The organism is Aeromonas sp. S9(2024) (assembly GCF_041403185.1).
Classification (GTDB): domain Bacteria; phylum Pseudomonadota; class Gammaproteobacteria; order Enterobacterales; family Aeromonadaceae; genus Aeromonas; species Aeromonas enteropelogenes.
In genome coordinates, this window is record NZ_JBGLRE010000003.1 from 460,301 (window position 1) to 475,531 (window position 15,231).

The window sequence follows — 15,231 nt, forward strand, 5'->3', positions numbered from 1 at the left end:
CAGTCGCCCGAGGGCGGCTGGCGCTTGTGATCATACCTTTAAACAACCGTCATCTGGCCGGCATAAAGCACGAAGTAGCGTAGCAGCAGGATCCCCACCAGGGTCAGGCTGCACACCAGCACCAGATGGCCGCTCTTCTCTCGCAGGGGAGCCGGGGTCAGGAAGGCGATCAGCTGGGGCAACACCATGCCGATACCCACCACCCCTACCCAGAACACCTGGGCCCAGAAACCGCTGCCGATGGCGGCCCACATGGCCACCTCTTTCTGGCCGCCACCGAAGTAGAGGCCGGTAAAGAAGCAGACCAGCAGCAGGATCTCTACCGCCAGCATGGGGCGCTCGAAGCGGTGCACGAAGCTGACCCCCTGGCTGTGGTGGTTCTCCTTGAACAGGGTCACCGCCAGCAAGATGGTGGAGGCGATTCCCGAGCTGATGCCCGAGACCAGGAACAGCACCGGCAATACCGGGTTGTTCAGGAGCGGATAGGTCTTGAGCGCCGAGAGCAGGAAGCCGGTATAGGCCCCGAGCAGCACCGCCAGCAGCAGCAGAACGGGGGCCAGCAGCCGCTCGATGCGGGCGAGCCAGGCGATGAGATTATCCACAAAGGCGAACTTATCCTGAAACCACCGGACGCGCAGCCCCTCGATCTCGCTTCTGAACACCACCGCCAGCCAGGCGAACAGCACTGCCATATAGAGCTGGAACAGCATGACCCCCATCGACATCACGGAGTCGAACTGGTAGTGGAACATCAGCTTCCAGAAGGTCCAGGGACGGGCCAGGTGGAAGATAAGGATCAACAAGCCCAGGATCACGCTCGCGGGTGCCAGGATGGCGGTCGCCTTGATGATACCACTCTCGCTGCCAGCCCCCTTGCGGCGCAGCAGCACAGCCAGGGTGGCGGCCCCGGCGGAGATGCCGAGCAGGAACAGGTAGATGGCGATCGGCCAGTTCCAAACGAGAGAGGGGAAGTGAAATGCCTCTTGCATCGTCATGACTTTATCTCCCCTTTGGGCACGCGGTACATCTTGGGCGAGGTGCCGAGCGCCTGCTTGTAGCGATAGGTGGTCTCCTTCACCAGCCGTTGGGAGAGCGGACTGTTGGGATCATCCAGGTTGCCAAACACCAGCGCCTTGGTGGGGCAGGATTCCACGCAGGCCGGCTCCTTGCCCTGGGCCAGGTTGGTCTTGCGGCAAAAGTCGCACTTGTCGGCGACCCGGGTGACCGGGTTGATGAAACGCACCTGATAGGGGCAGGCAGCCAGGCAATACATGCAACCGACGCACAGATCCGGGTTCACATCGACGATGCCATCCTCCATACGGATATGGGAGGCGCCAGTCGGGCAGACGTGGACGCAAGGGGCGTTGTCGCAGTGCTGACAGGACTTGCGAAAGAAGTGGTACTCGGCGTCGGGATACTCTCCGACGGGGCCGGAGCGGATGATCTCGAGGCGCGAGACCCCCTCCGGCACCTGGTTCACTTTCCGGCAGGCGTCCATGCAGGCGGTGCAGCCGATGCAGGCCTGCTCGTCATGCAGCATGCCGTAGCGCACCCCGTCGATGGTCTGGGTGTGGGCGAGGGAGCTGGCGAGCGAGCGGGTCGGCCCCGTCATCATGATGAGGGCCCCGGCGCTCATCCCCGCCATGAATTGACGGCGAGAGCAGCTCATGATGCCTCCTTGCCCGGGGCCACCCTGGCCTGGTTTGCCTCGACCTTGGCCTTGGCCGCCTCATGCTGTTTGCTGTGGCAGTCGACGCAGAGCTTGATGCGGGATTTTTCCGGGATCCCCACCATGGGCTCCTTGGCCGGGTGCAGGGCGTGGCAGCTGGTGCAGGTGAGCTTGGTGGCGTGCACGTCGTGGGCCCAGAGTGCCTCGCGCAGGGGCTTGGGTTCGTGGCAGCTCATGCAGACGCTGTTTTGCTCCACGATGGGATACGCCTCTGTGCTCTTCTTGTCGCTAAAGCTGTTGCTAAAGCGCATCACATCCTTGACCCCTTCCCGGTGTTTGGGCGAGGGCTGGCCGTGACAGTTGGTGCAGGTCACCGGTTTGAGGTTGTTGGGATTGGTCGCCTTGCCATGCTTGCCGTGCATGACGTCGTCCTGATCCTTGTGGCAGTCGGTACAGGCCTTGTCGGCGCTGCGCAAGAATTCCACCTCGTGGGTGGGGGGCACAGCAGCGGGAGCGGTTGCCTGCTCGGCGGCCTGGCCCTGTACGCTGGTCAGCAGCATGGCCGCCATCAGCATCAGTCGTAAGAAATCCATCGTCAAATCACCCATATGAAGCCTCCATCCTGCTGCGGGCCCGACCGGCGGGCCCGCAGGCATCGGTTACTGTGCCAGCCGGCCGGCCGCTTTGGCCTCGGCATCCCAGGCGGGAACAGTGGTCTTGAGGAACTGGGCCTTGTCGCTGTTGAACTGCTTCATGTCCATGCCAAGGGCGGCCTGGGCCTTCTCCTTGGTGGAGATGTCAGGAATGGCGATCTCCTGGCTGATCCCCTTGGCGGCCAGCAGGCGCGCCAGCTTGGTGCGGGCGTCGGCGGCCTTGTCGAGGGCACTGCCCAGGACCTTGAGGGCTACTTCCGGGGCATGCATCTGTACCCCGTGGGAGGCGATGGCATAGTCCCAGCGCCACTGGGCGTGACGGATGTCTTGCAGGATATCTTTCATCTCGGCGTCGGTCGCGCCGGCATCCCAGGCGGCCTTGGCTTCAAAGTGGGCGCGTACCAGCTGCTTCTCGACTTTCAGCTTGGTCTCGACAACGGCGTCTTTGCGCTGCTTGACGATGCCTTGCAGCATCTCCTTGCTCTGGGTGTGGCAGTTGCGGCAGGTCTGCTCGAAGCGATCAAACGGGTTGCCAATCTTGTGATCCGTGTAGACCTTGCCCTGCTCGTTCTGCACCTTGGGCATGTGGCAGTCGACGCAGGCCACATTGTTCTGGCCGTGAATGCCGGCGCGCCAGGTTTCGTACTCGGGGTGCTGGGCTTTGAGCATGGGGGTCCTGGAGACGGCGTGGGTCCAGTCGGAGAAGCCCAGCTCGTCGTAGTAGGCCTCCATCTGCTCGACCGAGGTACCATCATCCCAGGGGAATTTCACCGCCTTGGTGGGGCCGGTGAAGTAGTACTCCACGTGGCACTGACCGCACACCTGGGACTGCTGATCGAAGCGGCCCTGCTCCTTGAACGGCTTGCCGATGGCGGTCATGGCCCGATCGGCATAGGGGCGGGAGAGGTGCAGGGCAGGCTTGCCCTCCTTGAACTCTTTCGAGGCGGTGTCATGGCAGTCGGCGCAGCCGATGGTGTTGACGATTTCCGGGCCGCCCTTGGCCCACATCCCCTTGAAGTAACCATCCTCGCCTTGCTCGTCGATCACCCGTGCCACGTCCGGGCTCTTGCAGCTCCAGCAAGCCATGGGCAGGGGGCCATCTTCGGCGGTTTTCGGGGCGCCGGTGCGCAGGGTCTCGCGCACGTCGGTCAGGGCATAGAAGTGACCGCGGGGCTTGTTGTAATCCTTGGCAAAGGCGTAGCCGGCCCAGAGCACCACCATGTTGGGATCCTCGGCCAGGGCGTCGCTGCGCTCCTTGCTGTCGCTGGTGGCTTTCCAACTGCTGAACTGATCGGCGTGATCCTTGGCAAACAGTTCGTTGCGTGCCTCTATCTTGCCTTTGGTGCTCTCTTCGGCCTGAGCCCAGCTGCTGCCAAGCAGACCGGTCAGTAGCAGGGCGGCGAGCCCCAGCCTGGTTTGTTTGTTATGTGAACCCACGATCATCACTCCCAGATAAATGTCTTGGTGCGGTCTGACCCGTTCCATCTTGTTGCGTGGACATCAACACCCGCAGGGCGCGGGAGTGGGCAGACCAATCTCTTGTTGACGGTGAATAAACCGATTTTTTATGCGATTGCTCGCCGAATACATTACCAAATAGGTATAGGCAATGATGATTTATCGGGAGTGGGTTTGCGCTAGATCAATCGTCGCGGGAGGCAATCGGTCGAAATGAGATCTCGGTTAAATTTTTGCTGGAAACTCCATGGCATGTCAGGCGTTTACCCGCTCTGGTGGTGAAGGCCCAAGGGCCGATCAGGGGCACTCGTTTTCTGAGTTACACGACTCCAATGTGCCTTTGACACTCATGCCTGGTTGGAGTGCCAATCTCCGTTTGTGGTTTATTTATTCATTTTTAGGTAGGTGAGACCCAAATTGGCCATTGTGGAGACGGGTTGAAACAGCACTATCTTCAAGCATCGGACGCCTGGAATCTGGCCTCTCTGACGACAAATATGATCGCATGGCAATGAACAGTTCAGTCAGTAATAGTGTGTTAAGCGTGCCATTTGAGGCCCATATGACAGTTCAAGGTCTCTCATATGCACAACATAGTAAGTAACGGCCATTTTTTAGGGGTTTATGTCGAAAATAGTGAAAAGAAGCGTGATAGCGATTGCTATATGATCGCTCTCCAGATGAGCACCTTGTTAACACCCGTGTGCTTGATTCCATTCTTGCCGGAGGTGGTATGGCAGAGTTGCAAATTGAAAAATCCACGGTGATCGCTCGAGTCGAGGGCACTGCGTTTGTCATCAGTGCAGATGGTTCTGTCACACCAGCCAAGGCAGGGATGGCGCTGGTTCCCGGTGATCGCCTGCAAACGGCGCAAGGGGCGCAGATCGAGATGGCCGACCCCGAAGTGCCGGCAGAGCCTGAGGCACAGGCCAGTGCCGACGCCGCCGCAGTCAACGGCAACGAGCAGCCGCTGGATCCGGATCTCGCTTCGTTGCAAGAGGCCATTCGTCAGGGGATAGACCCGACGCAACAGTTTCAGGAGACGGCCGCGGGCAATGCCGCCGCAGGGGCTGGCAACGCAGGTGGGGTTGCCGGCTCCAGCCAGGGTGGCTTCGTCATCGTCGATCGCATCAATGATGCCACCCTGGCCGAGGCCGGATTCGATACGGATCATGGGGCCCGTATTGCGACCGATGAGCTGCTTTTTTCCGAGGCGCGCGATTTCTTCGCGGCCATCACCATCACAGAACCCCAGACCGACGACAACATCATCAACGGCGCCGAGGCGACCGGGGTCATCATCCGCGGTACGGTGGACGACGTAGAGGTTGGCCAGCCGGTGACCGTGACTCTGACTGATCAGGCGGGCAACTCGCTGACGGTGACCACGGTTGTACTGCCCAGGTTGGTTTGGGAGGCCAACTTTGGCGATCTGACCGGCAAGCTGGTGGATGGCCCTCTCACCATACAGGCGGACACTCAGGATGTATCGGGCAACCGTGCCAGCGATCTCGGCCAGACCCTGCTCGATACCATCACCACCATTACCCTGGATCTGGCGGACGAGAGTGACACGGGCGCCAGCCAGACTGACGATCTGACCCGCGACAATACGCCCTTGCTGCAAGGCAAGGGGGAGCCCGGCGCTACCGTGACCCTCTCTCTTGGCGGCAATGTGCTCACCGTGCTGACGGTGGATGGGGCGGGTAACTGGCAGTACCAGATCCCCAATACCCTGGCCGATGGCGATCATGCCTTTGAGGTCAATGCGGTGGACATCGCCGGCAACCGTGCCAGCGATACCCTGACCGTGACCGTCGACACCCGGGCCGGCATCGATATCGACGATCTCGACACGGGGCTTATTCTGGGTCAGGGCGGTGTCACCCTGAGCGGGACCACCACGGAAGTGGAAGCCGGTCAGAGCGTCACCATCACCCTCATCGACCAGAATGGGGAGACGCTTTTGAGCGGCAGCGCCCTGGTGGGCAGTGACGGGCGCTGGCAACTCGCGGGTCTGGATCTCTCCGGCATTACCGGACCCTATGAGGTGCGCGCCGAGGTGACCGATCTGGCGGGCAACCGGGTGATAGATGGTGCTCCCCTTATCGGGCAGAGCGATACCCTGACTCTTTCCGAGGCGGATCTGGCGAAGGGGCCCGTCAGCGCCACCGGCTCCCTGCATTCCGGCGCCGGCCTGGATGGCAACCTGCAGGTCGGGTTTGCCGTCGATCAGAGCGCTCTTGAGGGACTGGGCCTCAGCAGCCAGGGCTCACCCCTGAGCTATCAGACCAGCGGCCAGACCCTCACGGCCAGTGCCGCCGGGGTCACCGTCTTTACCCTGACCCTGGCTAATGACGGCAGCTATCGCATCGTCTGGAACCAGAGCCTGGATCACGACCAGGACAACTTGAGTCTGCCTTTCAACCTCGAGTATCGCGACAGCGACGGGGATCTGGTTCGCGCTACCCTAAACGTCAATCTGGTGGACAGCACGCCCCCCGATTTTACCCTGCCATCCATCACCCTGACCGAGGATGCCTTTACCGACGCTGGGGCCGTGGTGGGGCAGAGCCCCTTTGTGGTTGGTCACCAGGCCGATCCCCTGCTGGCGGACTCCGTCATCTTCGCCAATCAGGGCGATACCCTGACGCGCCTCAATGGCAGCGGCATGAGCAGCGACGGCCATGCCCTCACCTTCGAATTTCTCGGGGATCGCCTGCTGACCGGCTACTACCTGGATGGCAATGGCAAGCGGGTCGAGGTGCTCAAGGCCGAGCTCGGCGCCAGCCAGTCCGGCAGCGATGTCGATGGCACTGTGACCGTCTCCCTGACCGGCCCGCTGGATCATCAGGGGAGCGATGCGCTCTCATTGGGGCTCACCGTGTCTGCCAAAGAGATAGATGGGGACGAGACCCGCGCCGATCTGGTAGTGACCGTCAACGATGGTGTCGATCCGAGTCTTGGCATCGACAGTGGTGTGACGCTGCAAGAGGGGTCGGCAGGCCAGACTCTGGATGGTCAGCTGCCGGTCAATGTGGGCAGCGATCGACTGGTCTCCCTCAACTTCGAGGCAAGCCAACCCGGGCTCGACGGCCTCACCAGCGGCGGCAAGCCGACCAGTTACCAGGTGAGCGGCAACGTTATTACCCTGCTGGATGCGGGGGGCAAGAGCATATTGACCGTTACCCTGGATCTCGATGGCAAGTACCATCTCACGCTCGATGGCGTGCTGGATCAGCCGGTGGGTACCAACAGCGTCAACCTGGGATTGCAGGTGCAAGGCAGCGACTTTGACGGAGACAAGAGCAACCTCGGCACCCTCAATATTCATATCACGGATGGTGTGTTGCCCCTGGTCGATCCGGTCACCCTGACCTTGACGGAAGACAGCGACTGGAGCGCGGCCCAGACCCTTTCGGGGGATCTCAATATCACTGCGGGCAGCGATCCGCTCAGCAGCATTACCTTCGATGCCAGCCAGCCCGGGCTGCAGGGGTTGACCTCCGGCAAGCAGAGTGTGGCCGTTACGGTGGCCGATCACCTTATCGAAGGGCGCACGCCGGATGGCCAGCTGGTGTTCACCCTCACTCTTGGCAACGACGGCAAATATAACTTCACCCTCCATCAGCCGCTCGATCAGGGTAGTGCTGACAGCCTGCTTAAAGCCGCGTTTACCCTGACCGACAGTGACGGTGATACCGTCTCCTCCAGCTTGAGCGTCGCCATCGGCGATGGGGCCAATCCGGTGATCAGCGCCGTGACCGGCACCGCCATCACAGAGATGGCGCAAGGGGAGGCCGCCGCCGTCAGCACCATGAGCTTTACCGTGAGCCATGGCTCAGACGCGCTCGATCCTAGCAGCCTCAGGTTTGACATCTCGACGATCCAGCAGAGTCTGGATGGCAAATACAGCAGCCACGGCAGCCCGGTGACCTTCACCCTGGATGCCAACGGCGATCTGGTGGGCACCAGTGCGGACGGTCGCGAGGTATTGCGGGCCGAGCTCGATCTGGTGGAGAGCAATGGCAACTGGAGCGTCACCAGTAAAGTCACCCTGAGCGGCGAGCTGGATCATCAGGGGAGCGAGTCTCTTGACTTGCCGCTGGCGGTGACGCTCACGGATAAAGATGGCGACAGGGTCTCTACCCAGTTGCCACTGGTCATCAAGGATGGTGGTGCCCCCGTCTTTGTCGCGGGTAGCGGCGTCAGCCTGGATGAGGGCAACCTCGATGGTCACAATCCTCTCACCGGCACGGGCCAGTTCCAGATCAGCGCCGGTTCGGATCGAGTGAGCGAGGTGTCGTTTGCCGATCCTTCCGAACAACCGGCGTTGACCGCCCTGGGTCAACCGGTGAAATACGAACTGGTGGATGGGGATCCTGCCATCCCGGGCAGCCAGCTCCTCAAGGGTTATGTGGAGGTGGCTGGTCAGCGAATCGAGGTGCTGCAGGTGGAACTTGCCGGCAAGCTCGACAACGCCGCCAGCAACGGTTTTGACTACAAGGTGACCCTGTTCGAAGGGGTACATCAGAGCGCTGGCAATGCCACCGAGCTGCCGTTCAAGGTCAACGTCGTCGACAGCGACAAGGGATCTGGCAACAACGACAGCACCACGGGCACCCTCAATGTCAGCATTTCGGAAGGGGACAAGCCGACCTTGACCCTTACCGGTGTGACTCTGGAAGAAGGACGCTTTGATGGCGTCAACTCGAGCGCGGATGATCAGCAGGATACCGGCAAGATCACCATCAAGGCGGACTCCGATCCCGTGACGGATGTGCGCCTGACTCTCTCCGGCCAGGTGCTGGATACCGATGGCAATCCCGTCACCCACAACGGCCAGACGCTCACCTGGCAGGCAGTGCCGGGCAGCAACGGCCACGCCTTCCAGGCGGTTACATCAGACGGCACCCTGGTGCTGAGCGTGACCCTGCCGAGCGTGCCGGGGCGCATAGAAGCCCATACCGAGGCTACCCTGGCTTATCAGGTGACGGTCCATACCAACCTGGATCACAAGGCGAGCGACACTCTCAATCTGACTCTACCGGTACAGGTCACCGACAGCGATGGCAGCGTGATCACAGGTAGCACCACGGCGAAGATCATCGATGCCGATGACCCTGTCATTAGCGCCATTGAGCCGGTGCGGGTTGAAGAGTCGGATCTCGATGCCAGCAGTACCCAGCATCCGGGCACCACCCCGACCGAGAGCGGTGAGACCGCGGGCGGCAAGGTGACTATCACTGCCGGATCGGACAGGGTGGCTTCCCTCGAACTCGACGTGGCGGCCTTCAATCAGGGGAACCACCTCACCTCGGGTGGCAAGGATATAACCCTGGCGGCCCATAGCCCGGGCTGGTATCTGGCAACCACAGAAGGCGGTAAGCCGGTGTTCTGGATCCATCTCGATGCCAGCGGTAGTTACAGTTTCTATCTGGTGGGGAAACTGGATCACGGGGCCCAAGGCAAGGATGAGCTGGCCATTGAGGTGCCGCTCTTTGTCACCGACCACGACGGGGATCGCAGCCCCAACGTGACGGTCGAGGTGCAGGTGCAGGATGATATGCCCATCGGCACCCACCTGAGTCACAACTTGAGCGAGACCGGCAGCGCCGTGAGCGGTGATCTGCTGCCTCCCGCCAACGAGGGGGCCGATGGCGCCAGCGTCGTCTCGGTCACCGTCAACGGACAGCTTCATGCCATCAACGGCAGCCTGACCCTGGAGGTGATGAGCCCGGACGGCAAGCAGGTGATGGGCTCCCTCACCATAGGGGCGGATGGCAACTACAGCTTCACGCCGCGGCCCGGCTTCGATCACGATGCCAGCACCCTCAGCCAGATCATCACCGCCCAGATCGTCGACGGCGACGGTGACACCGCCGAGAGCACCCTGACCCTCAACCTGCAGGATGAGGCGGTGCAATTTACCGTCACCGCCGCCACGGGCAACGAGGATCAGGGGGCGCAGGAGCCGAGCCAGGGCATCCCCATCAACATGGCGCTCGATATCGGCGATTTTGATAGGGGCGAACACGTGGATCAGCTCCTTATTCAGGCGCCGGCCAGTGCCCACGGCACCTTCTATTACAACGGGGTGGCACTTACCACCACAGCTGATGGCAAGTGGTTTATCGTACCGCCCGAGACCATGGTCACCAGCGACAACGTCCATTACACCACCTCTGGCCTCACCTTCGTGCCGGATGCCAACTGGTCGAGCTGGAGCAACAGTGGCCAGCCGTTGTATTTCCAGGTCGAGCTGCAGGTTGGCGTGACCGAGGGCACGGCGCCGCCGGCCGTGACCGGGGATCTGGCCATCACGGTGCAAGGCATTGCCGACAAGCCGGTGTGGGTCACCGGCAGCACCAGCCAGCACTACAGCACCGATGAAGACAGCAACGGCATCAAGCTGAATGTGAAGGCGAGCCTGACCGACACGGACAAATCGGAGACCCTGAGCTACCAGATCAAATGGGAGGCGGGCAAGGGCACCCTCATGTTCAACGGCGCCGAGCTCAAGCCAAATGCCAACGGCATTTACAGCGTCTCTGCCGGCAATATCAACAAGGTAACCGTGGTACCCGGCAAGGACTACAGCGGTGACATCAAGCTGGTGGTGACCCCGGTGAGCACGGAGAAGACCCCGGTGATGACCGGCAAGGAGACGGCCCTCGGCGATCCGCTGGAGGTGGTGATCAACGTCAATCCGCTCGCCGATGACGCCAAGCTGACCGTGCGCGAGATCCAGGGTAAGGAAGACACCCTGCTCAACCTTGGCAGCAAGATAGTGCTCGGCCATCTGGGAGACACAACCGATGGTTCCGAGCAGCTGTTTGTGCGCATCAGCGGCCTGCCCGCCGGCGCCACTCTGCTGCTGGGCGGGGTGGCGGTCACCCTGGATGCCAACGGCTACTACGAGGTGCCCTATGGCCAGATCGGTGAATTGCAACTGCAACCGCCGAAAAACAGCAACGTCGATTTTGATCTGACCATCAAGGGGGTGGTGAAGGACACCGCCATCCTGACCGACGCCAACGGCCAGATTCATACTGTGGTCAACGAGAAGGAGACCGGCAGCCAGAGCCTGCACGTGGATCTGGTCGGGGTCGTGGATAAACCGCATTTTGACCTCAATACCACGGACTGGACCCAGGAGGGCGACGGTTACATCATCACCATCAAGGAAGATGGCCAGGCGCCGCTCGACTTCCGGCTGGAGTCGGGGGAGAAGGTTGACACGCCGCTGGACACCTCGGAGACCCTCAATCTGGTGCTGGAAGGCTTGCCGGCCGGGGCCAAGGTATTTGACGGCAGCGGCAAGGAGCTGACCCTGACTTTCGCCGGGCTTGATGGCCAGGGCAATCCCCTCTATCAGGTGAATGTGTCATCCCTTGGCAATCTGCAGATCCAGCCGCCTCCCAACAGCACCGCCGATATCCACCTTATCGGCCACGTGGTAGTGACCGAAAACGACGGCGATCACAAGCGCTTCGATGTGCCGCTCACCATCAAGGTGGAGCCCGAGATCGACGCCGGCGACTATGCCAAGACCAGCCATGGCCTGGAAGATAAGTTTGTGGTGCTCGACTGGCGTCCCGACCTGAGCGACAGCGCCGAGCATGTCACTCACCTCAGCCTCTCCGGCATCGAACCCGGTTATGAAATCTGGATCCGGGTCGGGGGAGTGGATACCCAGTTGACCGTGAACGGTGGCGCCGTGGACTTGAGCGACGCCGACCTGCAGAACCTGCTCAATGGCGGCCAGCTGTTGGTCAAAGCTCCCGAAGACAGCGACAGGGACACCCGCATCCAGAGCCATGTCACCATCACCCAGCATGATGTGGACTCCAGTGCCACCGCCCAGAAGGTGATCGATGGCACCCTGCACGTGGATATTCGGGCTGTGGTGGAGCCCGATGGCCAGCTGGTACAAACCGGCCAGCTGGATAGCCAGGACGGGCATGATATTCCGCTCAAGGATGTGTTCACCTTCGAGGATCTCGATCCCAGCAGCAGTGAGGTCATCGACTATCTGGTCATCAGCGACTTGCCGCCGGGCTTTGTGGTGGTGGGAGGCATCAGCGATGGCAAGGGCAACTGGACAGTGCCGAACAGTGCTCTTGGCAGCTATGCGCTGCATGCGCCGGACGGCTTTACCGGTACCGTCACCTTCAAGGTCAGCGCCAGGGTGATCGATCTTGGCGACAACGGCGAGGGGGATATCAGTGTGCCTGTGTACCGGGAGCTCAACGCCAGCGCCGAGTTCCATGTCGCGAGCAACGGCAGTCAGGTGGCCGCGACTATCGATTTTGACAACACCAAACCCATCACGGGTGTCGAAGACCACAGCGTCGATTTTGGCGCCCAGCTGAGGCAACTGGCGACCCTGGGCAACACGGACAACGGCGATGACGAGCTCAGCATCGTCATCACCGGCTTGCCAGCCGGCGTCAATGTGCAGGGGCTCACCTTTGACTTTGTCAACGGCGAGTATCTGATCAAATTACCTAATGGCCTGAGCGATCTTGACAGCCTGACCCTGACCCTGACCCTGCCAGAGGACTACGCCGGTGATGGTCTGCATTTCAATGTGCGGTTGGTCAACACGGATACGGTGAGTGGCGACACCAAGGTGGTGGAGAAGGACGTGTCGCTCTCCATCACCCCCGAGGTGGACGTCAACGGTGGTCGTGATGGCATGCCGAGCCTGCAGCTGGATGTGAAGGATGTGAACGGTGACGGCCAGCCGGACAATCTGGAAGACACCGAGATCCACCTCGATCTTTCGGTGAAACTCGCCGATATCAGCCCTTCGGTGACCGATGGCGGTCTCGAGACGGTGGAGCGGGTGACCGTGACCGTCGATGCCAGGTACGGCCACTTCCTCGATGGCAACGGCAATTCCGTCCAGTCGCTGGTGGTGGATGCTAATGGCCTCAAGGATCTGGTGTTTGTGCCCAAAGAGCACTTCAGCGGTCAGGTGCCGCTCGCGGTGACGGTGGATATTCTCGACACCGCCACCACGGGCACGGATCGCGGCAGCTGGAGTGGCCAGGTGAACTTCGAGGTCAAGCCGGTCAATGATCCGGCGGCGCTCACCGTGCACGACGTGACAGGTGATGAGGATGGCAGCGTCAGCCTCGCAGGTTTCGATGCCGCCCTGGTGGACAACGACGGCTCCGAGCAGATAGTGGCGCTGCAGATAAAAGGGGTGCCCGATGGCTTCACCCTCTCGGCCCCCGCGGTCAACAATGGCGGCGGCGTCTGGCAGGTGCCGGTAGGCACAGATTTCGCCAAACTGACCCTGATCCCGCCGGCGGATTTCAGCGGCAGCGTGGATCTCACCCTGAGCGCCTTTACCCTGGATCAGGGGCTCACTCTGCCCCTTGAAACCAGCGGTAGCTTCACCGTCACCGTCAACCCGGTGGGAGATCCCATCGTCGCCGATATTCAGGACAAGGCGAGCGGCACGGAAGGGGACGTGATCACCCTGAACCTGGGGCTGGAGACCCGGGATACCCAGGCCACCGGTGGCAGTGCCGACAATGTGCACGAAAACGGGCCGGAGCAGGTCCGCGTGACCATAGACGGGGTCCCCGACGGGGCAGAGGTGCGTCTGCCAAACGGGGTCGTCGGCACTGTGGTGGATCTTGGGGGCGGCGTCTGGCAGATCACCACGGATGGCGGCAAGCTCGATGCGGTGGAGCTGGTGACCAACGACATCAATGGCGCTGTGGATCTCAAGGTGACGGCCCAGAGTCTGGACAGCGGCGCCCTCGGCCCCGAGGTGGGCGGCAACATCCATCTGGATATCAGTCCGGTCAACGATGCGCCGGTCAATGTGCTGCCGACGGATCCCCAGGTAGCGCAGGAGGATACCCCCTTCGTCATCCGGGGACTGCAGGTGAAGGATGTGGATGCGGGTAACAGCCCTATCGAGGTGCGCCTCTCGGTCGAACACGGCACCCTCAACCTGCCGGCAGGCAGCGGGGTGACCGTGGTCGGCAATGGCTCCGGCTCCCTGGTGCTGACCGGCACCCTGGCCAGTCTCAACGCCTTGCTCAGTGGTGGTGTGACCTATCAAGGCATCCAAGACTTCAATGGCCAGGACGCTTTGACCATGGTCACCGATGATCTTGGCAACACCGGCAGTGGCGGGCCCCTGAGCGATACCGATGTCTTGCCCATCGAGGTGCAGGCGGTCAACGATGCCCCGGTCAACCAGGTGCCGGCCAGCCTGTCGGTGAAGGAGGACGGCACCCTGTCCCTCTCCGGCATCAGCGTGAAGGACGTGGATGCGGGCAGCGCCCCCATCTCCATGACGCTGCGGGTGGAGCACGGTGTGCTGTCCCTGCTGGGGGCGGCTGGCGCCGTCTCGGTGCAGGGGGCGGGGAGCAACGAGATCCTCCTGGTGGGCTCATTGAGCGACATCAATCAGCTGCTCGACAGCCAGCTGCATTATGAACCGGCGGCGGATTTCTGGGGGCAGGACAACCTCACCATCACCACCTCGGATCAGGGCAACACCGGGCTTGGCGGCGCCATGAGCGACACGGATCAGGTCCCCATCACGGTGACGGCCGAGCCGGATATGCCGACCCTGACCCTGGGAGCCCACGAGATCATCGCCCTGCAGGGGGCGGTGATCCCCCTTGGCCTCAACGCCAGCGTGGTAAACCCGGTCGACGGCGAGCTCGCCATTCGCATCAGCGGCCTGGGCAGCGCCCAAGTACAGGACGAACAGGGCCAGACGGTCGGTCAGGCCGACGGCCAGGGGGATTGGCTGATCCCCGGGGATCACTCGGTGCCGCTCTACCTGAGCGGCCTGACGGCGGGCGATCAGGTGCTGGGAGTCAGCGCCGAGTCAACTGCGGGTGGCACCACCATTGGCACCCAGCTCGACACCATCACCATCCATACCCAGAGTGGCCATGAGCTGCTGGGCTCGGCTCAGGGGGACTGGTTGTTCGGTGCCTCCGGCGATGATCGCCTGCTGAGTGGACAGGGCAATGACATCCTCACCGGGGGGGCCGGCAGTGATCTCTTCGTCTGGCAGAAGGGGGATGAGGGGAGCGCCAGCCTGCCCGCCATCGACACCATCACAGACTTCCATCCGGAGGAGGGGGACAGGATCGATCTGGCGGACATGCTGAGCGGAGTCAGCAGCAACAGCGTCGATGGCCTGCTTGGCCACCTCTCGGCCTCGGTGACGGCCGGCAGCAATGGCCTCAGCGATGTGAATCTCTCGGTCTCGCCGGCCGGGGATGGCCAGGTAACCCAGCAGATCACCTTGAAGGATGTGGATCTCGGTAACTGGGGTCTGACGGGGACAACGTCCCACGACATCCTGCAGAACATGCTGGATAACCATAGCCTGATCACCCAGCACCCCTGAGCGAGGGTGCGGCCATAAAAAGAGCCGGCAAAATTGCCGGCTCTTTTTTT

5 protein-coding genes are annotated in these 15,231 nt (G+C 61.7%); 1 reads left to right on the forward strand and 4 read right to left on the reverse strand.

Features of this window, described 5'->3' with window-relative positions; translation table 11 throughout:
* Positions 1-38: 38 nt before the first annotated feature.
* From nrfD to nrfA, 4 genes are read right to left on the reverse strand one after another with little or no spacing between them, the layout of a single operon-like run.
* Positions 39-995 carry a cytochrome c nitrite reductase subunit NrfD gene (nrfD, locus tag ACB028_RS08275; RefSeq protein WP_026456712.1) on the reverse strand — a complete coding sequence of 319 codons (957 nt, stop codon included), beginning with the start codon at positions 993-995 and terminating at the stop codon, positions 39-41.
* Complete coding sequence (gene nrfC / locus ACB028_RS08280) at positions 992-1,672, reverse strand: cytochrome c nitrite reductase Fe-S protein (RefSeq protein WP_371143989.1); 681 nt, start codon at positions 1,670-1,672, stop codon at positions 992-994. Before nrfC ends, nrfD begins: the two co-directional genes overlap by 4 nt.
* A complete protein-coding gene (nrfB, locus tag ACB028_RS08285; RefSeq protein WP_371143990.1) occupies positions 1,669-2,280 on the reverse strand; it encodes a cytochrome c nitrite reductase pentaheme subunit in 612 nt (203 codons plus the stop codon). Before nrfB ends, nrfC begins: the two co-directional genes overlap by 4 nt.
* A 51-nt stretch (positions 2,281-2,331) precedes the next feature.
* Positions 2,332-3,768 (reverse strand): ammonia-forming nitrite reductase cytochrome c552 subunit, encoded by a 1,437-nt coding sequence (gene nrfA, locus ACB028_RS08290; protein WP_216992448.1) that lies wholly within the window; start codon positions 3,766-3,768, stop codon positions 2,332-2,334.
* A 748-nt stretch (positions 3,769-4,516) separates the two neighbouring features.
* On the opposite strand from nrfA, the gene ACB028_RS08295 reads away from it, so the two are divergent.
* Entirely contained in the window at positions 4,517-15,181 is a 10,665-nt protein-coding gene (locus tag ACB028_RS08295) for a retention module-containing protein (RefSeq protein WP_371143991.1), read from the forward strand.
* The last annotated feature ends 50 nt before the right edge of the window (positions 15,182-15,231 follow it).

Coding starts and splice junctions, on each gene's coding strand:
- ACB028_RS08295 (WP_371143991.1), top strand. CDS start 4,517: ATGGCAGAGTTGCAAATTGAAAAATCCACGGTGATCGCTCGAGTCGAG.
- nrfD (WP_026456712.1), bottom strand. CDS start 995: ATGACGATGCAAGAGGCATTTCACTTCCCCTCTCTCGTTTGGAACTGG.
- nrfB (WP_371143990.1), bottom strand. CDS start 2,280: ATGGGTGATTTGACGATGGATTTCTTACGACTGATGCTGATGGCGGCC.
- nrfA (WP_216992448.1), bottom strand. CDS start 3,768: ATGATCGTGGGTTCACATAACAAACAAACCAGGCTGGGGCTCGCCGCC.
- nrfC (WP_371143989.1), bottom strand. CDS start 1,672: ATGAGCTGCTCTCGCCGTCAATTCATGGCGGGGATGAGCGCCGGGGCC.